We start from the raw sequence: 25,751 nt of genomic DNA, 5'->3' as shown, positions 1-25,751 counted from the left end.
TTATGTTTTTATGACGAAAATAAAATATCGGATTATTCAAAAAATGTTACTAATTGTATTAGTAATAGTTACAACAGATATATATTCAAATGCAATAGATTATCATGCTAAAGAAATAACAATCGAAGATGGCTTATTAAGTAGTCTAGTCAATAAAATTTACCAGGATAAGCATGGTTATATCTGGATTGGAACGGAAAATGGTTTGTCGAAGTACGATGGTATACATTTTAAAAATTATCAGTACAGGCCTCATGATAATAACTGTTTGTCAAGTAGTATAATCTATGATATTATTCAGGATGCAGATTTGAATTTATATATAGGAACAGTCAATGGTTTGAATAAAATAGAGGCTGATGGTGGTAAGATTAATTTTATGCCTTTAATATATAAAGGACAGGAATTAGAAGTCGTTGTTAATAAACTGCTCATTGATGACTGGAATAATCTTTGGGTTGGAACAAATAAAGGTTTGTTTATTTATAATCTTAATAAAGGGTCTTTTGAAGACGAATTGTTTAATCGGGATATTAACTTCGAGGTAAAAGATTTATGTAAAGATAAGTACAAAAATATCTGGCTAACAGGTCGTGAAGGAGTTTATAAAATAGCGTTTGAAGACTCTATTACAACTGCTAATGTTCATAAGTATTCAGAGATTAACCATTCGTCCTATATAAATTGTATTAAAGAAATAACTAGTGGGATTTGGATAAGTAGTACTAATACAAATTACTTTTTACCATATCAGGATGATAAGGTTTATGAAGTATCTATCGTTGAAAAACAATCAAAAGAAATGCTTAATGATATTAAAACTGTTTTTGCTGATGATAAAAATCTATTATGGGTAGGTTCTGGTGCCGGATTATTCTATTTTGATGATATAAATCAAATTTTAAGAGGGCATAAACAAGGGAAAATATTACTTGAAGTTGAGCGCTATAAAGACTATTGTTGCATTGATGATATTTTTGCTGATAGGAATAACAATATATGGGTAAGTTCAGGAAAGGTTGGTGTGAAATTATTATATCAATCAAGTATAAATTCATTTAAAATTTACAATACTTTATTTGGAGATGATTTAAGTAAATTTTTCACATCTATTTCTGTTGGAATTCAAAATGATTTGTATGCTGGGTCAGGTGGGGATGGTTTATATTACTTTAATAATGCAATGCAGACTTATTCCAAGCTAAACTTTGATAATCCTGTTTTTAAAGATGTTGATATCGTTGTAACATCGACATATCTGGATGCCACGAATAAATTATGGTTTGGTACTTATAATAAATCACTGTTTACATATGATCAGGAAGAAGGGCTGGTTGATTATTCTGATATAATCAGTGCTGGAAATCAAAATAGTACATTCCCGATTAGTGCAATTATTGAATACGAAGATAAACTATTGGTTGGATCAAATGGAAATGGACTTTATGTATATGATAAAATCAAAGAAAAAATAACGAACTTTAATATAGAAAATAGTAATCTTTCAAGTAACCATATAACTTGTTTATATATAGATAAAAACAATAGAATTTGGATTGGAACATACTGGGGATTAAATTTAATTGATATTAGAACTGAAAGATGTAGGAAGTTTTTGTATAGCGAACATAGTAATGCAAGTATTAGTAATAACATAATAAACTCTATAAATGAAGATCAAAACGGTAATTTGTGGATATGTACAAGGTATGGATTAAATAGATTCAATGAGGATTTTACCTTTGAAACAATTGATAATAATGATGGATTGCCAAGTAATTATGTCTGTTCTATTGTTGAAGGTCATAATCAAGAAGTATGGATTGCTACTAAAAAAGGACTTTGCGCAATGAATTTGCTTGATTATAGTATTAAAAGTTATAGGCAAAATGATTCAAAAACGATAATAGAATTTGATGAGAATGTCTGGAATAAAGATGGAGAAGGAAATATCTACCTTGGAAGTAATATTGGAATTATTCAATTTGCTCCGTCTGCAATTAAAGACTTTGTTCAAGATTGCGATATCGTCATGACTGATATTAAGGTGTTGAACAAGTCAATATTCGATAAAAACTTAATGGAAAAGTCTCTAAAAAAAGACAAGAATTCCTTAAAAATTAATCATGCTCAAAATGTCATTACATTTGAATACACAGCTTTAAATTTTATTGATCCTGAGAATGATGAATTTATCTATAAATTAGAGGGGTTTGATATAGAGTGGCAAAAAGTTGGAAACAAACGAAGTGCAACATATACAAATTTAAGGTCAGGCGATTACAAGTTTAAAGTTAAACTGGCAAAACAGAATGATAGTAAAGAAGCTTCGATTGATATAATTATTTTGCCTCCTTTATGGCAAAAGTGGTATGCATACATGCTTTATACCCTGATATTAATTCTCTTGTTATGGATATTTAACAGATACTCCATAATAAAAATAAAGCTTAAAAATGAGCTTGTTACAAAGGAAATAAAGAGACAAAAGGACAAAGAAATTAATGAAATGAAATTTCGTTTTTTTACAAATGTTAGTCACGAATTTCGTACGCCTCTAACACTTATTATTGGTCCGTTAGAAAAACTTAAAACTGAAAATAAAAACAACCCCATCTATGATCTCATTTTAAAAAATGCTAATCGAATGCAGCGTTTGGTAAATCAATTGCTTGAATTTAGGATGATAGAATCAGAAGTGTTAAAGCTTAATCTTAGAAATGGGGATATAATTAAGGCTATTCATGAAATCTATGATGTTTTCAGATATATAGCAGAGGAAAAAAACATTAAATTCAGCATAGAAAGTACTACAGAAAGTTATATAATGGCTTTTGATTATGATAAAATTGAGAAAATATTTTATAATTTGATATCAAATGCTTTTAAAAATACCGAAATCAAAGGGAAGATAAATATCTTGGTTATACATAGTTCAAATAATATTCAGATTATTATTGAGGATTCCGGGGTAGGTATATCAAATGAAGAACTGCCTAATATTTTTGACCTTTTTTATAGTTCATCAACGCAGAAAACTTCTAAATTCAAAGGAGCGGGTGTTGGACTATCTTTAACAAAGAAATTAGTTGATTTGCATGGAGGAACAATAGAGGTTTCCAGTAAGCTAAATGAAGGAACTAAATTTACTGTTAATTTACCACAAAAGGTTGTTGTAGAACAAGATGGAAAGGAAGAATTAGAAAAATCAGTGTCGAAAAGTATTGAGAATTATTTAAAAGAAGACTTTAAAGGTTTGGGTAGTGAGGATAGTATGTCTGGTAACGTATCCTTAAAGGAACTTTTTGGTACTGTACTGATTATTGAAGATAATGATGAAATTAGAATGTTTTTAACTAGTTTGTTGTCTTCAAAGTATAAAATAATTGAAGCATCTAATGGAAAAGAAGGTTTGATTAGTGCTAAAAAGTACAAACCTGATCTTGTAATTGCAGATGTAATGATGCCTATTATGAATGGGATTGATTTCTGTAAACGTATTAAAAAGGATTCTGCAACAGATTTCATACCAGTGATAATAATCACTGCTTATGATGAGAGAAAATTTGCTATAGATGCATTGAATAGTGGTGCAAATGATTTTATTGAAAAACCGTTTGATCCCCATGTTCTAATGACCAAAGTAGAGAATATAATAAATGGTCAGCGAAAGCTAAATGAAAAATACGAAAAAAGAAATCTAGTTCAACCTTCAATAGTTACAACAAGTACAAAAGATGAGGATTTCTTGAAAAAAGCAATTCATCTTATTGAAGATAATTTAATAGACGATAAAATTTCAGTAGAACTCCTCGCCCAAAAAATAGGAGTTACTCAAATTAGTTTATATCGTAAGATAAAAAAATATGCTGGTATGACTCCTGTAGAATTTATCAAAGTAGTAAAGGTAAAAAAGGCTGCAGAGTTTCTTAAAAATGATCCTGATTTAACCATTAATGAGGTGTCGTATATGGTGGGTTTTAGTGATATACAATATTTTAGAAGGTGCTTTAAAAAGGAATATGGAATTAATCCTTCGGAATATAAAAGAAAATAGAGTATGTAACTAAAGCTTATGCACAGGATTAAATCTCATCATTATATCAGTTTGTTCGTCTTCTCCCAGTCTAAATATATGCTTGTCAAATGCGAAGAATCCATTTTTTTCATAAAATCTAATAGCTCTAGTGTTGTGCTCCCAAACACCTAACCAAACATAGTCTTTTTTAAGTTCTTTTGTTTTTTTAATAGCCATATCTAAAAGCTTTTGTCCTACACCTTTTCTGAAAAATTCTTTTAATACATAAATTCGTTCTATTTCAAGAGAGTTAATATCGTTTATTTCAGTTTGAGCATCACCAAGATTAATTTTTAAGTATCCAACTACTTTACCATCAGATTCTGCAAAGTAAAATAATGAACTTTTATTACGTAGTTCACTTCTGAGTTTCTCTGTTGAAAATTCGTTTTCCAAATATTCAATCATATTTTCTTCACTATTTTCAGAAGTGAACGTTTCAAAAAAAGTTTGTTTTCCAATTTCTTGTAATACCTTAATATCGTTTTCTGCTATTTTTCTAATCTCCACCATAAATTTAAAATTATTGGGCGAATATAAATTAATTCATCAATATTTGAATGGATAGTGTTTGTAAAAATTATTTGCATGTGTTTAGGTGTAGTTAAATAGGAAGTAAAATATTCTTTTGGGTATAGATAAATAAAGGTTGGTTAAATCATATCTCAATAAAAGCATGATTAATCTTTCATTTATACATGACAAAATTATCATCCATCAAAAGGACTATGTATATTGCTTGATTGTGATACCTATGAGGACTTACTAGTTCGGTAGTTTTGTATAAGAAATTATTAACAAATCTATTTATTTATGAAAAAATCAATCAATTTATTATCTGTACAGTTGGTATTGTATTTATGCTTTTTGCCTTCTTATATTACTGCTCAAAATTTATGGACGGGATCTTTGGTTATAGGGAATTGGGATAATTACCAATCTTTAGATGGGGCAAGTTTTAATAATGCTACCATTGGAGATATTTTAAAAATTACGGCTACCGATATTGATATGAGTAGTGCACAGTTATCATTAAATAATGGTAGCTGGGTGGATTTAGCTGGCTCTGGTATGGTAGACCTAAGAACTGAAAATTATAGCTTTGTTATTACTTCGGTGATGTTGACAGAGTTACAATCTAATGGAGTTTTGGTTAGGGGAAAAAACTACACACTTACTTCAGTTGATCTGATCCCTGGTGATGGGAATTATGAATTGAATAATGCTGTTTGGTTAGGTGAAACGGTTATTGGTAATTGGGAAGGATATCAGGCGATTTGTGCAGGTACTTTTGTTAATGCACAGGTAGGAAATCTACTGAGGGTAAAAGTTTCAAATGTAGAACAAGGCGCACAAGGGCACTTATCTAACAGTAGTTGGGGAGATTTAATAGATGCAGAAGCATATGTAGAGTTATCCGGTTTGTCTTATTACGAATTTACAATTACATCTTCAATGTTAGCAGAATTACAAAGTAATGGTGTTTTGGTTCGAGGTGCAAACTATACAATTAAAGGTATATATGTTATTGATCCCTTAACTACACAGGTTGATCGATATTTTGAGCTATCAGCAGTCAATTACAGGGTGAAAGATAGATACTTATCTCTGGAAGGTTTACAAAAAGGAGGCTTGGTATCTATATATAACCTGAATGGGAAAAAAATACATGAAATTGACATATATAACTCATTTTTGAATGTGCAATTAGAAAATAAAGGGTTGTACATAATTGAGATTAGAAGTGGTAATAGTAGGTATGCCAATAAGATCTTAGTGGAATAAAAGAATAGGTAATTAATATTTAAAGTTAATTTATGAATTTGAATTTGCGTTTAATAGGGGTTATTGTCCTTCTATGTATTCAGTACATTGTTTTTGGACAAGAAAGATCGGTAACAGGTATTGTTACGGACGATTTAGACCAGCCTTTACCCGGCGTTTCAATTGTAATTGAAGGAACAGCCACGGGAACTATCAGTGATGTTGATGGTAATTATTCAGTTGAATTACCCGGAGGTAAATCTGTTTTAGTGTTTTCATTTGTTGGTTTTGTAAATCAAAGAATAGATGTTTCTAATAAAAGTATTGTAAATGTTAAAATGGAAGTAGAAACTGCAGGACTTGACGAAGTTGTAGTTGTTGGTTATGGAACCATGAAAAAAAGTGACCTGTCAGGTGCATCTGTTTCTTTGAGTGCAGAAAAATTGAAGTCAGCAGGTATGGCTAATCTAGATCAAGCGTTGCAAGGTCGAGCCGCCGGAGTTAGTGCTGTTTCTACTTCAGGACAACCAGGTGGAGCTGTAAGTATTCGTGTACGAGGTCAAAGTACAATTAATGCCGGAGCTGAGCCCTTGTATGTAATTGACGGTGTACCAATAACTAATACAAGAACTAGTGGAAGTGAGTTGGGACTCGGAGATGCATTGGGGAATTCCCCAACAACTGGAATATCTCCTTTATCAAAGATTAATCCAAGAGATATTGTGTCTATGGAAATTTTAAAGGATGCTTCTGCTACTGCCATTTATGGATCACAAGGTGCTAATGGAGTCATCATTATTACTACTAAAAGAGGTAAAAAAGGAGATGCCAAATTTGAATATGATGGTTCATATGGAGTTCAGAGGCAAGCTGTAAGCATTGATATTATGAATTTAAAAGAATTTGCAGAATATAGCAATGCTGTAGCAGCAGAAACAAATGGTCGTGATGAGAGGGTGGAATATATGGATCCTACATTATTAGGTCATGGCACAGATTGGCAAGAAGCAATTTTTCAATTAGCACCAGTTCAACAACATCAGATAAATATATCAGGTGGTGGTGAAAAATTGAATTACTATGTATCTGGAGGGTACCTAAATCAGGAAGGTACTATAATTGGAACCGAGTTCGAACGTTTCTCTTTTAGAACAAATTTGGATGCTCAGCTTAAGGATTGGCTCAAGATGGGTGTAAATTTAAATTATACACAAACCGATGAACGTTTAGGTTTAGCAGATTCTGAGTCGGGAATAATTCGAATTGCATTACAAACAACTCCGGATATGCCTATATATAATATGGATGGTACTTATGCAAGTATTTTTAGAGAAGGGCAGATTTCTCAGCCTAATGCAATAGGTAAGGCAATGGATGATGATAACTATTTATATAGGAATTCATTAGGGGGTACTATTTTCTTCGATTCAAATATTATGAAAGATCTAGTATTGCATACAGAAGGATCTATGAATTTAGATTATTCAAAAGCGGAGGTATTTCGACCGAGAATTGTATATGGTAATTGGGAGCGTCCTATAAATTCTATGCGTTCACAAGTTAATAAGAATATATTTTGGCAAATTAAGAATTACCTGACTTATACAAAGAAGTTTGGTAAGCATAATGCAACCTTGATGGTTGGTCAGGATATGTGGGAGAGTAGATATGAATATCAAAGGGTATATAATACAAACTTACCAAGTAATGATATTCAAAATCCTCAATTAGGTAGCGGTACTCCCCAAATAGGTTATGGATTCGGAAGTTCTGCCAACGCTTCATATTTAGGTCGCTTAACTTATAACTATGATGATCGTTATATGTTTACCTATACCTATCGTAGAGATGGCTCCTCTAATTTCGGACCTAAAAACCGTTGGGCAGGTTTTAATTCGTTTGCCGGGTCATGGAGGCTCAGTAATGAAGTATTTATGAAATGGGCAGAACCGGTATTAACGAATGCTAAACTTCGTTTTGGATGGGGACAGGTAGGTAATCAAAATATCGGGGGATATTTATGGGGCGCCTCTATTTCAAAAATGGATACGGGACTTGGAGCCGGTTATCGTCAGTCAAACATTGCCAATCCATTTATCCAATGGGAGAAACAAGAACAGTTAAATATTGGGTTAGATTTATCATTATTTCATTTTGTTGATATGGTATTTGAGGTTTATGATAAAACCTCAAGTGATATGCTAATGGAATCCCAGTTACCATCATATATGGGAACAAGAGGTAACGTATCAAGTGCGATGAAATCACCTTGGGGTAACTTTGGGGAGATCAATAATAAAGGACTTGAAATATCGGTTACGACTCACAATTTTAAGGGGAGTTTTGTTTGGGATACAGATTTTCAAATATCCTTTAACCGTAATAAGTTGATTTCGCTGGATGGATCTCCATCCGCACATATTGAAGGGTATGGTCAGTGGAACGATGTTGTATCGTTAACAGAAGTTGGCGATCCGTTATTTAATTTCTACGGTTATGTTACTGAAGGTGTTTATCAGGATTTGGAAGATCTTCAAAGCAGTCCTCGTCCAGAAGGATACCCGACTGATGGTGAGTCTTTTATATTTGGTAACACTACGTATGTCGGAGACATAAAATACAAGGATATTAGCGGGCCTGATGGAAAGCCGGACGGAATTATCAATGCTTATGACCGTACTAGTATTGGGTCTCCGATGCCTGATTTTACCTTTGGTTTCAATAATACTTTCTCTTATAAAAATTTTGATCTGAGTGTGTTCATTAATGGTATGTACGGTAATGACGTAATGAACTATACATCCATTAATTTATCGAACATGAAGAGTATTTGGAATAACCAGCTAGGTGTAGTAAGAGATAGGGCAAGATTAGAGCCCATAGATGGTGTTTACGGTGAAAACTGGTGGGAAGATGTTAATAATGTACGAGTTGCAAATTCTAATACGAATATTCCTAGAGCTGTAGTGACGGATCCTAATGATAATGATAGAATTTCAGATCGTTATGTTGAGGATGGTTCGTTCATCCGTATAAAAAATATCACACTTGGATATACTTTACCTAAAAGTCTTACAAAAAGAATTCATCTTGGTAATGTAAGGGCTTACACTAGTATTGAGAATCTGGCCACATTTACAAAATATAGCGGTTTCGATCCAGAAGTAGGAGCTAGTACTCAAAGTGCTAATGTGTTTGGGTTGGACAACGGTCGCTATCCATCTCCACAAGTGTTTACGTTCGGGTTAAATGTTTCATTTTAATAATTGTATATAATGAAAATAGAAGGAATAAAAAATATAGTAATGGTTTTCCTCGTTGCAATAGGATTTGTCTCATGTGATGATTTCCTTGATCGTCCTACGGAGGATACATATACAATTGACAGTTTTTATCAGAATGATGATCAACTGTTTCAGTCAGTCAATCCAATTTATAATTCTCCCTGGTATGATTTTCAACGAGGATTTATGAGAATTGGAGAAGTTATGGCAGGAAATCTGGTCTTTGATGGTGCAGATGGTTATACTAATTTTACTCTGAATAGTTCTGATGAACAAATTGCTAATGTCTCTGCTTCGTTATGGGCAGTCAATGCTTACTGTAATGGAGTAATTCAAAATGTAGATCTGAAATCTGGAGCTTCGGTAACTCGTAAGGCAAAAAACACAGTCAAAGGGGAAGCAATGGTTTGGAAGGCAATGAGTTATTTTTATTTAGTTCGCTGTTTTGGTGCTGTTCCCATTATTCATGATAATGCAACAACAATAGCCAACAATGCTTCGGCAACACTAAAACGTAATAAAATTGAGGATGTATATAAATACATCACTCTAATTCTCAAAGATGCAATTAAATTGTTGCCCGAGGATAATATGACAGGTCGAATCGATAAGTATTCTGCATATGGATTATTAGCTAAGGTATATCTAACAAAATCAGGGTATGGAATGAGCGGTACCCGTAATGAGAGTGACTTATCAGAGGCAGCTAAATATGCAAAAATAGTTATTGAAAAAAGTGGAAGGAATTTACATCCTGTTTATGAAGAGATATTCCAACTTAAAGGTAATTTTTTAGATGAGAGCTTGCTGGCATGGCATTGGACAGTTGGTGAACAATGGACTAGTCAGAATTCACTTCAGTCAGATTTATCTTTATCAAATTTCTCAGATGCAGTAGGGTCATGGGGAAATTATGTCTATCCAACAATTGATTTGCAAGCTGCTTTTGGTGAAAGTGCTGATAAACTAACCAGAAACTATTATGATGTGCGCAGAAAGGCTAGCATGATGATGGTTGGTGACACCTATGACTATTTCTGGACTGATAAGGGGGGCTTTACCTATAATTGGGATAGCTCATCTGATGGAATTTATGGTGGATCTATAAGCTTTGTTAGCGGTACAGGAGCAAATTGTGCTAAACATATTGTTGGTCGCTTAGCAGATGCCAAGGCTCAGGGCTATGAAACGCTGGATGGGATGCATACACCATTAAGTACACATTTACTGAGATTATCTGACGTGTATTTAATCTATGCAGAAGCTGTTTTAGGGAATGAGTCGGCAACAAACGATGCATCAGCTTTATTGGCATTTAATGCTGTACGTGCCCGTGCTCAAAAAGGGAACCATAAAGATGTGACAAGTGTTTCTTTTGATGATATATATGACGAAAGACGTTTGGAATTTGCTTTTGAAGGAGATAGATGGTATGACCTGGTGAGATTACATTATTACAAACCTGAAATGGCAAAAAGTATTATTGTAGTTCAGGAAAGAGGAACCTGGTTAGGATTGGATAATTTTTACTTGCATAATGATAATTCTGGGCTTGACATTCAAAGTCATAAGGTTACAGGCTTAACAGATGAAGATTTTACCATTCCTTTCCCAGAAGTAGACTTGTCGTTAAATCCTGGTTTAATGGATGATCCAATAAGTTTCGACTTTGGTTCAATCGGTTATAATTAATTACCTTAAAGAACTTCAATATGATGACATATAATAGAAATAAGAAAAATAGTTTATACCTCATGTTAATGGTTACTGTAGCCGGGTTGTTATTTAATGCCTGCGAGGAGTATCCTCATGAATATGAAATAACTGAAGAGGTGCCTAGTATCGACTATATCAGGGTTGCAAACCCTGATAAATCAGATTCTTTGATTGTAAGTGCTTCCTTAAACTCTACCATTACCTTAATAGGGGAGAATTTGACGAGCATACGCGAGATTTGGTTCAATGACAAACAGGCTTATTTGAATACGAGTTTTATTACATCAAATTCAATGTTTGTTACCATTCCTAATGAAATTCCGGAAGAAGTATCCAATAAAATATATATGGTGGCAGGTAAGGATACGGTAATATATGATTTTAATGTTGTTGTACCTCCTCCGGCTCCTAGATCAATGGTATGTGAATTTATTGCAGATGGAGAGCAGGCCGTTATTAAAGGGAATTATTTTATTAACGATGAAAATGTTCCTCTTCAGGTTTTTTTTCCCGGAAACCTGGAAGGAGAGGTTCTAAATGTTAGTGAGAACTATGATGAGGTTACCGTAACGGTTCCTTTGGGAACGAGTGTTGGCCCTGTTACTGTTAAAACAATTTATGGTTCAGGTCTTTCTACTTTTTATTTTCGAGATGATCGCAATTATATTTTGGATTGGGACGGATTAGATGCTGCAGGAGGTTGGCGTGCAGGGAATATTGCCAATACCGAACCAGCTGGCATAAATGGAAATTATGTACGTTTTGAAGGTGATATGGCTGGTGAAATTGGAAGTACATGGAACGAAGATAACTTCAGTTTTAATTTATGGAACGCCTCCAATGGTAGATCTGATGAGCCTTTTTATGAAGGGGATCTTAACAGCGCAGTATTAAAGTTTGAGTGCTATGTTGTAGAAGAGTGGAAAGCTTCTGCACTTCAAATGATTTTTACACCTTATGAAGTTAGTGGAACAAACGCCTTTATTGCTGACAATGTTACTATGCGTGGATTATGGAATCCTTGGGTGTTGACAGGGAGTTATCAAACCGATGGTTGGGTAACAGTTTCAATTCCAATGTCTGAGTTTCATTATTATCAAGATGGTAAAGATGCTGGAGCTAATTTAACAAACGATATGCTTGGCGGATTAACCTTTTTCGTATACCATGGTGGCGTTGATGGAGAAGATTGTAGGGTACATATATGTATTGATAACATTCGTATCGTAGCAATGTAGTAATATTTAAAACAATTAGATATGCAATTAAGAGAATATATAAAAACAACATTACTATCATTTTTGTTTGCTGTTACAGCACTGTGTACAGTATTGTCGTCATGTGAAAAAGATGATAATAACGGTATTGATGAAGTAATATTGAGTAGTTATGGACCTATGCCTATAGCCAGGGGAGCAGAATTGCGCTTTATTGGTAAAAACCTGGATCAGGTGGATGCCATTATGATACCTGGAGACATTGAAATTACAAGTTCTGAATTTGTAACACAAACCTCAACTGAAATTAAATTAACAGTGCCACAGGATGCAGAGGTAGGATATGTACAATTGTTTGCGGGTGAAAGTGTAATTACAACAAAAACACCGATTGGATACTATGAGCCGATCTCAATTGAATCATTTTCACCAGTTTCAATCAAGCCAGGTGATGTGCTGAGGTTAAACGGAGATTACCTAAACCTGGTAGGAGAGGTAATTTTTACAGATCGTGTGGCTGTGGATAGTACTATGTTTATCACTAAATCACGTAAAGAAATTACGCTGACTGTGCCAGAGGAAGCAAAAACGGGCAAAATAGCAATTTCTAACGGAGCCATAGAGCCTATAATTATTTATGCTGATTCAGAGCTACAAGTTGTTACACCAACGTTTAGTGGTTTAACACCAAATCCTGTTAAGCCAGGAACCGGGTTGACTTTTTCGGGGACTAATTTAGACCTTGTTACAAGTATTACATTTGGTGGTGGTGTTGTTGTGAATGAGTTTTCAGAAGCAAACGGTACTTCCATAAGTGTTGTTGTTCCAATAAATGCACAAGATGGGAAACTGGAACTTGGGCTTGCATCTGGTGTCACAATTAGTTCAATGGAAGATCTTACGATGATAGTACCGACTCTTAGTGTTTCGCCCTCGGTAATTAAAAATGGAGAAACAATAACTGTTACAGGGGACGACCTAGACCTGATTGATAATGTTATTTTCGCAGAAGGTGTTGAAGGAACAATTATCGATGGTGGTTCTGCGACACAGATAACCGTTGAAGTGCCACGTGCGGCTATTACGGGAGAGGTTATATTTGTTACCACATCAGCTAAATCTGTTTCAGGAGGAAATATTACCATAGTATCTCCATTTCTTACGGGATTTACTCTTGCATCAGCAAAACCTAATACTGATATTGTCATTACTGGAGATAATCTGGATGTGGTGGATAAAGTAATGTTTACAGGAGGTATTGAAGGAGTAATAACACAGCAATTGCAATCCCAGTTAAATGTTACTATTCCGGTTGGAGCAATAACAGGAGTAATCACTTTAATTGCAATAAATGGAGAGGAAGTTGTTTCAAGTAGTGAGATAGAGATACAACAAAACTTGCCAAACTTTCAATCTTATGGTGAAAACAAGGCTACCCCAGGCGAAGTCCTTACGATTATAGGAACTAACCTAGGTTTAATTAAAGAGCTAGTATTTCCAGGTGAAATTTCAGCAACAGAGTATGGTATAAAGACAGATACTCAGGTTGAGGTTTATGTGCCATTTGATGTTACAACAGGGTTTGGTCAGATAAAAATGATAACCTACGAAGGTGAAGAAGGTTTGTTACCTGAAATATTTATAGGAGGTACAGATCCGATTACATCAGAAACAATAATGGTTATGGATTACGAGCAACATGGCGATCATAATGGCTCTTGGGATAATTCCTGGAGTGGGAACACTACTGTTGTTGAAGAGGGAGGAAATACCTTCCTTCATGTTGATGCCACTATTGGGGATGGGTGGCTTATGAATTGTAACCATCAATCTAGCGGTGCTCCAGCACCGGTAATTAACAATGTTGAAAATTACATGATTAAATTAGATATTCGCATTGAAGAGGGTGTAAGTGGTGCCGAAAATGCTGCCATGCAGTTTGTATTAGGCGATTCTTGGAACTGGTATGGAACCGGACTATTCCCGGCAACAACAAGCGGTAATTGGATAACTGTTTCGGTTGATCCTGCACAACTTAATTTATCAGGTACGCTTGATCTTTCAAGCGGAACAAATGGTATGTATGGAGGGCCTATTCCTGGCGGGATTAGTGTAGATAATCTTCGTTTTGACCCTAAGTAATACTTAATAATTGAAATGAATCAACAGAGTTGTTTGCCAAAACAACTCTGTTGAAAATACGCTCTAAGGATGCCTTATTGTTATAGGTATATTCATTAATAAATCAGGTGAATAAGGGAAAGAATAAATGATTAGTTATGAGTAGAATGATATTTAGCTGTTTGCTATTAGTGTATCTAATAGCTTGCACAAAAAGTGAAGAGGTTGAAAGGTTAGCTCCAAATTTTAAATCAAGTATTCCAGATAATAATGCTACAGATGTAGCTGTTACAACTTCTATAGAAATTGTTTTTGATGAGGTGATATCACTCATACCCAACCATGGAATAACCATAAATGATAATGATGTTGAAGTAGAAACTTCGTTTACAAAATTACTTTTTACGACTGAATTAACAGAAAGCACCACCTATACAATAATTGTTCCAGCAGGCTCTTTGGTTAATACTATTAATGTTCCCCTTGAAGAAGAAGTACAAATTGTATTTACAACAGAGGATATAGTGGAAACTGAAATTACTTCCAATTTAGTGGTAGAAAATCCATCTGTAGAAGCTGTTAATGTGTATAATTTTCTTAAAGAAAATTATGGAGTAAATTGTATTTCATCAACACAGGCTAGTGGAGCATGGAATCTGAATGAGGCTGAATGGGTAAAATATCATACCAGTAAATATCCGGCAATTACTAATTTTGATTATGGTCACTTGCCATATTCACCTGCTAACTGGATAGATTATTCTAAAACAGATTTTGTTGAAGAATGGTGGAGAAACAATGGTTTAATAGGTGCATCATGGCATTGGGTGGTGCCAACATTTGAAGGTTCATCAGTATATACTTATAAACCTAATGAAACCACCTTTAAAGCTTCAAATATTACAACAGAAGGTACCTGGGAAAATGATATCGCCAATGCCGACCTTGCAAAAATGGCAAGTTATCTCAAGCTATTAAAAGATAAAAATATACCTGTTATTTGGCGCCCTCTGCATGAGGCTGCCGGCAATATATACGAGTATAGTGGTGGGTCTGCATGGTTTTGGTGGGGCGATGCCAATGCTGAAGTATATAAAGATTTGTGGGTTTATATGTTTGAATACTTTGAAATACAAGGATTAAACAACCTGATTTGGGTTTGGACTACACAAACAAAAGATAATGACTTTTACCCCGGTGATGATTATGTAGATATCATCGGACGAGATATTTATGGAAATAATACGACAGGTTATTTTGTTGAGCAATTTGATTTAATACAAAATCAATATCCAACTAAGATGGTAACATTGAGTGAAATGGGTAATGTATCGGCCATTACAAGTCAGTGGTCAAGTGGTGCTAAATGGTCATATTTTATGCCTTGGTATGACTATGACAGAACAAGTGATGTCCATTCAAATACTTTTATATCTCCTGATCATGAACACGCCAATGCTGATTGGTGGATGAATGCCGTAAGTTCAGACTATGTCATCACACGGGATGAAATGCCTGATTTAAAATAATAATCGAATTAATTATGGAATAGGAATAACTATTTGTGGTTATTTTTCAGAGCATACTTGCCAAGTGTAATCGTAAATGGTATTGAAAACTGTATGATTTGTGGTTGTCACAATGTAATAGTAATACATGCTACTATACATGAGGCGTTATGCGAGATGGGTTATATATATATATAAATTAAAATAAAAAACAATGAAGAAATTATTGGTTTTAAGTCTTTTGGTTCTAAGTATTTCTATTGCGGAGAGTCAAAAATCAGAAAATTTAGCTTTAACCCCTCCAATGGGATGGAATAGCTGGAATACTTTTGGTTGTGATATCAATGAAGAATTGATTAAAGGAATTGCAGATGCTATGGTAGATAACGGTTTACGAGATGCAGGATATGAATACCTCGTACTGGATGATGGATGGATGGCCATGGAACGTGATGAAAATGGCAGGTTATACGGAGACCCTGTTAAGTTTCCTAGTGGAATGAAAGCTTTAGGAGATTATATTCATTCAAAAGGGTTGAAATTCGGAATTTATAATTGTGCAGGTTTTAAAACATGCGCAGGCTATCCTGGTAGTAGAGGTTATGAATATATTGATGCTCAAACCTATGCGGATTGGGGAGTGGATTTTCTTAAGTATGACTGGTGTAATACTGAAAAGTTAAAGGCTGAAGGTGCTTATATGACCATGCGGGATGCCTTGTATGCAACGGGAAGACCTATTGTATTTAGTATTTGTGAATGGGGCGATAGCGATCCTTGGAAATGGGGTAAGGAAATTGGTCATTTGTGGCGTGTTAGCGGGGATATAATTAATTGTTGGGATTGCGAAGTAGGACATGGCTCATGGTCTTCGTGGGGAATATGGAAAATCATAAATATGCGTAAGGATATTCGCAAGTATGCCGGACCCGGACATTGGAATGATCTTGATATGATGGAGGTTGGTAATGATTTGACTGATGCTCAAAATAGAAGTCATTTTGCAATGTGGTCTATATTGGCTTCTCCTCTAATTATGGGTAATGATATTCGTGAGGCATCTGCTGAAACTAATAAAACTTTATCAAATAAAGGTGTAATTGCTGTTAATCAGGATAAGTTGGGAATTCAAGGCTTTAGATTTAGCAACGAGGATAATATTGAAACATGGATAAAACCTCTTGCAAATGATGATTGGGCTATTGTCTTTGTAAATTTGAATGAAGAGGATTTTGAGTTGAAATGGGATTGGCTTAAACATGATATGGGTGATGATATTAACAACAAGTCCATTGATTTTAAGAATGATATCTGCGAAATAAAGGATTTATTTAATAATAAAAATTTAGGAGACACTTCTAAACCGTTGAAAGCAAAAATTGGTGTGAACGATGCTTTAATGATTCGTATTACTAAAAAATAAAGTCGGCACCCGGATTAAGAGTTTAGAATAACTACATGTAACCTTAATGAGCGTATATTAATTTAATGGTATGCATGGGTTTGTGATTTACCGGAAATAAACCATTATTTAAACTTAATTTATTCAGGAGGTGACTTGTAGGTCGATTGGAATATAGGTATGGGGAGAGTTGGTTTCAATAGATCAAAATTAGAGGTAGTCTGTTTGTATTCGCAGAGCAATTTAGATTACCTCTATACTTTATCCAATTAAGAGTATTGGATTTGTGGTGTTGTTGCATTTTAAATAACAAGAAGAATTGCAATTAGTTATACGAATTCCCAAAATCCGACAGGTGCAAAGTAAATTTAGACCATTGGCATGGAGTAATATATAAAAATTCACACCTTATAATTATATATGTGCAGTTAATGTATGGGTATTGATTAAAAAAGAAGTTTATGAAAGCAAAAAAAATATTTTTATACCTAATTTTATTGGTAATAACAGTGCGACTCTTAATGGCTTGTGGCCTTGAGAGTAAGGGATGTTCTGAATTAATTGACAATTCAATAATTAAACAACTTAAATGCTCCAAAGGTAAAGGTATTCTATTTGGGCATCAGGATGATTTGGCCTATGGTATAGGATGGAGCTATGAGGATGGAGAATCTGACGTAAAGAGAGTCACAGGAGACTACCCATCTATTTTTGGATGGGAATTGGGAGGTATTGAGCTTGATAAAACACATAATCTTGATAGCGTGCCGTTTGTCACCATGAGAAAATTAGCTTTATGGGGGCATCAACAGGGAGGGATTAATACCTTTAGTTGGCATCCTCATTCTCCAATAGATAGTGTGAGCTCCTGGACAGGAGGAGCTGTTGTTGCAAAGTACATTATACCAGGAGGAAGTCATCATATAGCCTTTAAAGCACAATTAGATAGGATTGCGGATTTTTTTAGTCAGTTAAAGGATGAAAATGGACAAAATATTCCATTCATTTTCCGTCCGTGGCACGAAATGGATGGAAGTTGGTTTTGGTGGGGAGTAAAGTCTTGTACTTCAGAGGAATTTAAGACTTTATTTAGATTTACTATTGAATATTTAAGAAATCAAAAGGGATTAACTCAAATGACAGTAGCGTATTCACCAGATAGGAATTTCGATACTAAAGATGAGTATCTTACATGGTACCCGGGAGATGATGTTATCGATATTATGGGAATGGATAATTATTGGGATTTTGGACAGTATAAAGGAGAGAAAGAAGTAATAAGAAAGCTTCATGTTGTTATTAATGCAGCAAAAGAAAAAAACAAACTTGCTGCATTAACAGAAACGGGTTCTGAGAACATACCTGACTCATTATGGTTTACTCGAAAGTTAGGAGTTGTGTTGCAAGATTCTTTGATAAATGCAGAATTAAGTTATACAATGGTTTGGCGCAATGATTCAAAAACACATTTTTTCTTTCCTTATCCGGGACATCCAGCAGCAGATGATGCTAAAGAATTTTGTAATGTGGAAAATATATTAATGCTAGAGAATTATAAAGAGTTAGTTCAAGAATAGAAATTAATCATGTTCATTAGCGTCTTTCATCGGAGGACTCAGGTGACTTATGAAGAAAGTTATGAAAATGCAATTATTTGAAGAAAGGTTGATGAGAATTAAGGAAGAACATAAAACCTTAATTGAGAAGAAGAATGAAGAAATATTTAGCGATAATGGAGTGTATGCTCGTTACAAGAATCCAATTATTACAAGGGAGCATTTACCACTACACTGGCAATATGATTTCAATAAAGAGACTAATCCGTTTTTAATGGAGCGTATTGGTTTTAATGCGGCTTTTAATGCGGGAGCTATTAAATTGAATGAAAAATATTTGTTGGTTGTTCGAGTTGAGGGTAACGATCGTAAATCGTTTTTTGCCGTTGCGGAAAGTACTAATGGGATCGATAATTTTAAATTTTGGGATCGTCCGATATCACTTCCCCAGACAGAGAATCCGGATACCAACGTTTACGATATGCGTTTAACGCAGCATGATGATGGATATATCTATGGTGTATTTTGTACCGAGCGAAAAGATCCCAATGCTCCAGAAGGAGATACTTCCAGTGCAGTTGCATCAGCTGGAATAGCCAGGACAAAAGACCTGGTAGAATGGGAAAGACTTCCTGACTTAATTTCCACAAGTGGTCAGCAACGTAATGTGGTGCTTTTTCCTCATTTAATTGAAGGTAAATATGCATTTTATACCCGCCCACAAGATGGATTTATTGATACAGGTAAAGGTGGAGGTGTTGGTTTTGGCTTATCTGATACTATTGAAAAACCGGAAGTTAAAGAAGAGGTAATCGTTGATGCAAAGACTTATCATACCATCTATGAAGTAAAAAATGGTTTAGGGCCAGCCCCAATAAAAACAGAACATGGATGGTTACAACTGGCTCATGGAGTAAGAAATACAGCAGCCGGATTAAGATACACACTTTACATGTTTATGACAGATTTGGAAAAACCCTGGCTTGTAACGCATAAACCACACGGGCATTTTATAGCTCCATTAAAGGAAGAGAGAGTAGGAGATGTACCTAATGTAGTGTTTGCCAACGGCTGGATAACGGATGATGACGGGAAGGTATATATCTATTACGCATCCTCAGATACAAGAATGCATGTGGCAACATCTACTGTAAACCAGTTAGTTGATTATTGTATGAATTCTCCACAAGATAAATTGCATTCTAATTTGTCGGTACAAACCATAAATGAACTGATAGATAAGAATAAGAACTTCATGAATTTGATTTAGAATTAGGGTGAAGGTTAGAGTGTAGCGTTAGGGAACAAGGAGTATTACATTCTAACCACCCTTTTATATGGTTTTGATTGGATAATCGATATCGTATGTTTAATTTTTTTCCCAACGTTCAAATTGAATTCTTAAGAAAAATTTACTCATCCTCAGATATGGAAAATTGCATATCAATTTTTCATGTTCGTTTCACCTAATCTAACTTTAGCTGATATAAATTACCGGATAAAATGGAAGTAACAAAGAAAAGAATTATAAAGTCAGAAATATTCGAACTGGCTAAGGAAATGGAAGCAGAGCTACAGCGTTTACTTGACTTCTGGATTAAAGAAACGTTAGATCCTGAAAATGGTGGTTTTATAGGAAGAATAGATCATTTTGGGAATAAGTATCCGAAAGCCATAAAGGGAGTTGTGTTGAACGCCCGCATTTTATGGACTTTCGCTTCTGCATATAGGATAACCAAACAAGAAAACTATAAAGAAGTAGCAGACCTAGCTTTCCATTATCTCATCAATAAATTTTGGGATAAAAAGGAAGGTGGATTTTTTTGGGCTGTTGATTATAGAGGAAATGTAACTAGTGAACGGAAGCAAACTTATGCCCAGGGATTTGGGATTTATGCGCTGGCTGAGTATAATAGGGCTACCGGTAATACACAGGCATTAGAATATGCCCGCCAGTTATATTATATTATCGAAAGCAAATATTGGGACAAAGCACACGATGGTTACATCGAAGCTTTAAACAAAGATTGGTCTTGTCTTGAAGATATGCGATTAAGCGATAAAGATGCCAACTTGCCTAAATCGATGAACACCCATTTGCATATTCTTGAGCCCTATGCCAATTTGTATCGAATATGGCCCGATCGTCAGTTGAAAGAAAGTATCAAATCACTAATTGGAATTTTCCAGAATAAAATTATTGATGCGGAAACAGGGCATTATAATCTGTTTTTTGATATGAATTGGTCAGCTAAATCTCATGGAATTTCATTTGGGCACGATATAGAAGGTGCCTGGTTAATGCATGAAGCTGCAGAAGTTACTGGTGATCCTGGGGTTATAGAAAGTGTAAGAGAGACAGCGCTTAATCTTGTTGATATCACATTAAGAGAAGGATTAGACGAAGATGGCTCTTTGTTTAATGAAAAAGATGGTGATCATTTAGATTCGGATAAACATTGGTGGCCACAGGCAGAAGCCATGGTTGGTTTGTTTGATGCCTGGGAGATTTCCGGAAATAATGATTATTTGTCGGCTATTGATAAGCTCTGGATATTCATTAAGAATATGCTGGTTGATACGGTTAACGGAGAATGGTACTGGAGTGTTGACAAAAAAGGAGTGCCACATACTCAGGAAGATAAAGTAGGCTTTTGGAAATGCCCTTATCATAACTGCAGAGCTTTGATGGAAATCATTGAGAGATTAAATAAGTATAAAATTGATATGAAATAAAGGCACATTACCACCTTGAGTTTCAGTGTTTATAATCTACATATTATGTCACAAAAATTACATATAAAAGAAAAAATAGGTTACGGTTTTGGTGATTTTGCATCATCCATGTTTTGGAAGATATTTGCCATGTATCTGACATTCTTCTATACTGATATAGTAGAGTTGTCACCCGAATCAGTAGCGTTTATGTTTATCATGGTAAGGCTATGGGACGGATTAAACGATCCTTTGATGGGTATAATATCAGATAGGACAAACACATCAAAAGGGAAGTTCCGTCCCTATCTTTTGTGGATAGCTATTCCGTTCGGAATCATTGGCGTATTAACATTTTTAGTTCCTGATTTTGGTCCTTCTGGTAAAATAATATATGCTTATATTACTTATACGCTTATGATGATGGTGTATACTGCAATTAATGTTCCGTATGGTTCTTTAATGGCAGTCATGACTGATAATCCTAAAGAACGAACCAGTCTAGCTTCCTTCAGGTTTATAGGTGCTTACTCTGGAGGTATTGCCATGACGGCTTCTGCACCTTACATTCTGGAGTACTTTAAAAATGCAGGGTTTAACGATGCAGAGAGTTACCAATATATGGTTACTATTTATGCTATTGTTGCTGCTTTCTTCTTTGTAATGACTTATTTATGGACAAAAGAACATGTAAAAGCCATTAAAGAAAATAACTCAGTCTGGAGTGATTTAAAAGACTTGGCTAAAAATGCACAATGGTTTATCATGCTTGGAGCAGGGGTTTTAATGCTCGTGTTTATAACCTTCAGGGAGTCTAGTATCTTGTATTACTTTAAGTATTTTGTGGAAGATCAAAGCCTACCTGTTTTTGGGGATGTAACTTGGGGAAAATTGTCAGGTGCATACATGACCATTTGGTTGGTGGCTAATATGCTGGGTGTTTTGCTGGCTATTCCTGTGTCAAACAAGGTTGGAAAGAAGAATACATTTATAATAGCCATGTTTTTGTCGGCTCTGTTGAGTGTTTTATTGTATTGGTTAAATCCACAACAGGTATTTCTGATTTTTGCTTTGAATCTTATAAACGGAATTAGTGCCGGTATTGTTTTGCCACTTGTATGGTCGATGTATGCCGATATTGCCGATTATTCAGAGTGGAAAACTGGACGCAGGGCAACAGGCCTTTTGTTTTCATCTTCATCCATGTCTCAGAAATTAGGTCTGATGGCCGGAGGAGTCCTTCCTTTATATATTCTGGGAACCTACGGTTTTGAAGCAAATGCGGAGCAAACAGCAAAATCATTAGAAGGCATTCGTTTGATGATTAGTATTTATCCAGGTATAATATCAGCACTTTCTGGGACATTATTTCTTTCATACAAACTAAGTGATAAATTTATGGCAGACATTTCTTCTGAACTAGAAAGTAAACGTAACTATTAGTTCGAATTTTTTAAAAGTAAGAACATGTCAGTTAGTGAATATATAGAGCGTAAAGAACAGCAAGGAAGTATTCTTTATATAAAACGTAAAGATATTGAATGTATTTCAATACACTATAAGAATGGTGAATCAAAATTGTTTTGCACTGATGAACTTGATAAAATATCTATTCCATTATTGTCTGATATTTTATTCTTATTTGCTGTAATTAATCATACAAGAAAACGGGCTCCAATAATGGTACATAATCATCTAGAACTACTTTGTTTTTTAGCAAAATAGTATCTATACATAAAGAAAACTCGAGAAGAGATGTTTTGCATCTACTACATTTCAGTGAGTATATGTTTTTTACTACAAAAAGTTGAAAAATGTCTTATTGAAATTCATTTATAAAAACAACTGGGTCATAAACGAATTGATATTTATACAGATTACACTTTTGGTTGTATTAGTCAGTTTGAAAATCGAGGTTGCATTGATCCCAGAACTTTTCTGATCTAGAATTCTCTTAAGATAATTCATAAGTATTTATTTAAATTAAAATCAATTTGTTATGAGTAAAATCTATTTCATTTTTTATTTATTGCTTGGTATGTTAAATATCCAGGCGCAAAATCTTATTACGGAGGTCGAGGCCGAAAGTGGTAGCCTGATTGGCACTTATATTGCCGGTCCTGAAGGAGCCTCCAGTGGGCAGTTTGTTACAGGCTTTGACGCAGATGGAGATAAAGTTTCGATTACCGTTGATATGGTAAATGCCGGAACTTATGATTTGGTAATTAGGTATAGATCAATATTTGGAGACAAGTTTAATGATTTATATATTAATGGTAATTACTGGTCAAGTGTTGGATTTACAACAAATGCAGATTTTGAGGACATGACTGCTATTGCTGTCGTTCTTAATGCAGGTACAAATACCATCGAAATTGTAAAAAGTTGGGGTTATATTGATGTGGATAAGTTTTCTGTTTATTCTAAGGCCGCAAATTTATATAATATTACATCAACACTTTCTGATTCCCAAATAGAAAATTCGGCTCAGAATTTATATGATTTTATAAGGTCTCAGTATGGTCATAAAATAATGACCGGACAGACATCTGATTATTATGATGATGTTGTAAGTATAACTGGTAAGAATCCGTTAGTTAGAGGTTTTGATTTGATGACTTATACCCCAATGTATCCATACTATTGGGATGGTAGTGGTCATGCTTTTGGCGCTGTTGACAATGGAGAAACGGATAAGGTAATTAACTGGTATAATACAACTGGTCAAAAAGGAGTTGTCGAAATCCATTGGCATTGGTATTCTCCGTCTGGTGGAGTTGCTGGTACAAGTACATTCTTTACTTCAGAAACAACCTTTGATGTTTCTTTAGCGGTAATCCCTGGCACACAGGAGAATACTGATGCGTTGCGTGATATAGATGCGGTTGCGGAGCAACTAATTCGTATTCGGGATGCAGGCATCCCTGTAATCTGGCGTCCTCTTCATGAAGCTGGAGGAGGTTGGTTTTGGTGGGGGGCTAAAGGTGCAGAACCTTGTTTGGCTCTTTGGGATATGGTAAGAGACAGATTAACTAATTATCACGGTCTTCATAATTTAATCTGGTGCTGGTCTACCCCTGAATCAGAATGGTACCCTGGTGATAATAAAGTAGACATTCTTGGCTTTGATTCTTACCCTGGAGCATATAACTACACAATTCAGAAAAGCATGTTTGATACTTTTCATGAATTAGGTAATGGTAGTAAAATTGTAGCAATGACAGAGAATGGACCAATCCCTGAAATTGGTGAAGCGATTGACTTAGATGCAAGATGGTCGTGGTTCTGTGCTTGGAATGAAATGTTGGCTTCTAATAATGAAACACAGCATATTATAGATGTGTATAACCATTCATATGCTTTAACTATTGAGAATTGTCCTTCTTATCAGAACCCTTCAGTTGCTACTCCTGAGTTTAGTATTCCTGGTGGAGTATACTCAGAACCTCAGTCGATAGCACTAACAACCACCACTTCAGGGGCGACCATTTACTATACTTTAGATGGTTCAGTACCATCTACGTCTTCTTTAATTTATAGTACTCCTATAGATGTTGCGAATACAGCTACAATTCGAGCATATGCAACTGCTTCTGGTTTGGAGGATTCTAATATTGCTACAGCCGACTATACAATAAGTACAGCTGAATTTCAATATGGTAATATTTATAAATTAACTCTCCGTTATAGTGGAAAAGTACTTGAAGTAAATAGTGCATCTCAGGATAATGGTGCAGTAGTGCAGCAGAATTCCGATGCTGGTAATGATAATCAGCGATGGGAATTTATAGATGGTGGTAATGGAACATACAAGCTGTTGGCTAAACACAGTAATAAAGCCTTAGAAGTTGATGGTAGTTCGACTTCAGAGGGGGCAGCTGTTGTGCAATGGGATAATCTTGCTAATCAAAGTCAATTATGGAATATTGAATCGCTTGGGGATGGTTACTATAAAATCGTAAACCAAAACAGTGGTAAGGTCTTAGCTCTTCCTTCAAAAAGAAGGAATAATGGCATTCCTGTAGAACAGCATGATTATACTGGTGATGCCTATCAACAATGGCAAATTGAATTAATCGGATTAAAATCAGCATCATTAAGTGACGATACTGATATTTTTCATGCTGAGAAAAGCACTATTAGAATTTGCAGAGTATATCCAAACCCTGCAAAAGGTTTTGTAAATATAGATTTACCTGAAAATAATTCTGAAATTGTTGAAGTTTACCTATTTGATATAAACGGTAGACAATGTCGATATGATATTATTTCTGGAGGAGGAAATTTTCAGATGAATCTCAACGGTTTGGGGTGCGGTTGCTATATCCTTAAACTAAAATCAGAAACTAATTTATCGATAAATAAGTTATTGATTGATAAATAGTATATA

At 34.8% G+C, this 25,751-nt stretch carries 15 protein-coding genes; 14 read left to right on the top strand and 1 reads right to left on the bottom strand.

Annotated features, from left to right (window positions below):
- Positions 1 to 10: 10 nt before the first annotated feature.
- Positions 11 to 4,057, top strand: a complete 4,047-nt coding sequence (locus ACRD64_RS13775; protein WP_430933978.1) for a hybrid sensor histidine kinase/response regulator transcription factor — start codon at positions 11 to 13, stop codon at positions 4,055 to 4,057.
- A 9-nt stretch (positions 4,058 to 4,066) separates the two neighbouring features.
- On the opposite strand, the gene ACRD64_RS13770 is transcribed toward ACRD64_RS13775, so the two are convergent.
- On the bottom strand, positions 4,067 to 4,591 hold the full coding sequence (locus ACRD64_RS13770; protein ID WP_430933977.1) for a GNAT family N-acetyltransferase: 525 nt from the start codon (positions 4,589 to 4,591) through the stop codon (positions 4,067 to 4,069).
- 300 nt (positions 4,592 to 4,891) lie between these two features.
- Here ACRD64_RS13770 and ACRD64_RS13765 point away from each other — a divergent pair, with 300 nt between their 5' ends.
- From ACRD64_RS13765 to ACRD64_RS13705, 13 genes are all read left to right on the top strand, one after another.
- A complete protein-coding gene (locus ACRD64_RS13765; protein WP_430933976.1) occupies positions 4,892 to 5,863 on the top strand; it encodes a T9SS type A sorting domain-containing protein in 972 nt (323 codons plus the stop codon).
- A gap of 32 nt (positions 5,864 to 5,895) precedes the next feature.
- The gene (locus ACRD64_RS13760) at positions 5,896 to 9,105 is read left to right on the top strand and encodes a SusC/RagA family TonB-linked outer membrane protein (RefSeq protein ID WP_430933975.1); all 3,210 of its coding nucleotides are present in this window, start codon (positions 5,896 to 5,898) and stop codon (positions 9,103 to 9,105) included.
- 12 nt (positions 9,106 to 9,117) lie between these two features.
- Positions 9,118 to 10,818: a RagB/SusD family nutrient uptake outer membrane protein gene (locus ACRD64_RS13755; protein ID WP_430933974.1), complete on the top strand. Its 1,701-nt coding sequence runs from the start codon at positions 9,118 to 9,120 to the stop codon at positions 10,816 to 10,818.
- Between the two features lie 20 nt (positions 10,819 to 10,838).
- A complete protein-coding gene (locus ACRD64_RS13750; RefSeq protein ID WP_430933973.1) occupies positions 10,839 to 12,080 on the top strand; it encodes a glycan-binding surface protein in 1,242 nt (413 codons plus the stop codon).
- Between the two features lie 21 nt (positions 12,081 to 12,101).
- A complete protein-coding gene (locus ACRD64_RS13745; protein ID WP_430933972.1) occupies positions 12,102 to 14,201 on the top strand; it encodes a glycan-binding surface protein in 2,100 nt (699 codons plus the stop codon).
- Between the two features lie 137 nt (positions 14,202 to 14,338).
- The gene (locus ACRD64_RS13740) at positions 14,339 to 15,709 is read left to right on the top strand and encodes a glycosyl hydrolase (protein WP_430933971.1); all 1,371 of its coding nucleotides are present in this window, start codon (positions 14,339 to 14,341) and stop codon (positions 15,707 to 15,709) included.
- Positions 15,710 to 15,902: 193 nt separating this feature from the next.
- Positions 15,903 to 17,111, top strand: coding sequence for an alpha-galactosidase (locus tag ACRD64_RS13735; RefSeq protein ID WP_430933970.1), 1,209 nt, complete (start codon positions 15,903 to 15,905; stop codon positions 17,109 to 17,111).
- Positions 17,112 to 17,551: 440 nt separating this feature from the next.
- Positions 17,552 to 18,667, top strand: a complete 1,116-nt coding sequence (locus ACRD64_RS13730) for a glycoside hydrolase family 26 protein (RefSeq protein WP_430933969.1) — start codon at positions 17,552 to 17,554, stop codon at positions 18,665 to 18,667.
- A 61-nt stretch (positions 18,668 to 18,728) separates the two neighbouring features.
- On the top strand, positions 18,729 to 19,916 hold the full coding sequence (locus tag ACRD64_RS13725; RefSeq protein ID WP_430933968.1) for a glycoside hydrolase family 130 protein: 1,188 nt from the start codon (positions 18,729 to 18,731) through the stop codon (positions 19,914 to 19,916).
- Positions 19,917 to 20,149: 233 nt separating this feature from the next.
- Complete coding sequence (locus ACRD64_RS13720; RefSeq protein ID WP_430933966.1) at positions 20,150 to 21,382, top strand: AGE family epimerase/isomerase; 1,233 nt, start codon at positions 20,150 to 20,152, stop codon at positions 21,380 to 21,382.
- Positions 21,383 to 21,427: 45 nt separating this feature from the next.
- Positions 21,428 to 22,804: an MFS transporter gene (locus tag ACRD64_RS13715; protein ID WP_430933965.1), complete on the top strand. Its 1,377-nt coding sequence runs from the start codon at positions 21,428 to 21,430 to the stop codon at positions 22,802 to 22,804.
- A 24-nt stretch (positions 22,805 to 22,828) separates the two neighbouring features.
- Positions 22,829 to 23,086: a hypothetical protein gene (locus ACRD64_RS13710; RefSeq protein WP_430933964.1), complete on the top strand. Its 258-nt coding sequence runs from the start codon at positions 22,829 to 22,831 to the stop codon at positions 23,084 to 23,086.
- Between the two features lie 274 nt (positions 23,087 to 23,360).
- Positions 23,361 to 25,745 (top strand): glycosyl hydrolase, encoded by a 2,385-nt coding sequence (locus tag ACRD64_RS13705; protein ID WP_430933963.1) that lies wholly within the window; start codon positions 23,361 to 23,363, stop codon positions 25,743 to 25,745.
- Positions 25,746 to 25,751: the final 6 nt, after the last annotated feature.

The sequence above is a fragment of the Saccharicrinis sp. 156 genome, assembly GCF_050589685.1.
In the GTDB taxonomy this organism is placed as follows: Bacteria; Bacteroidota; Bacteroidia; order Bacteroidales; family Marinilabiliaceae; genus Saccharicrinis.
Note: the sequence above shows the minus strand (reverse complement) of the source record. Positions and strands in the feature narration are given on the sequence as shown.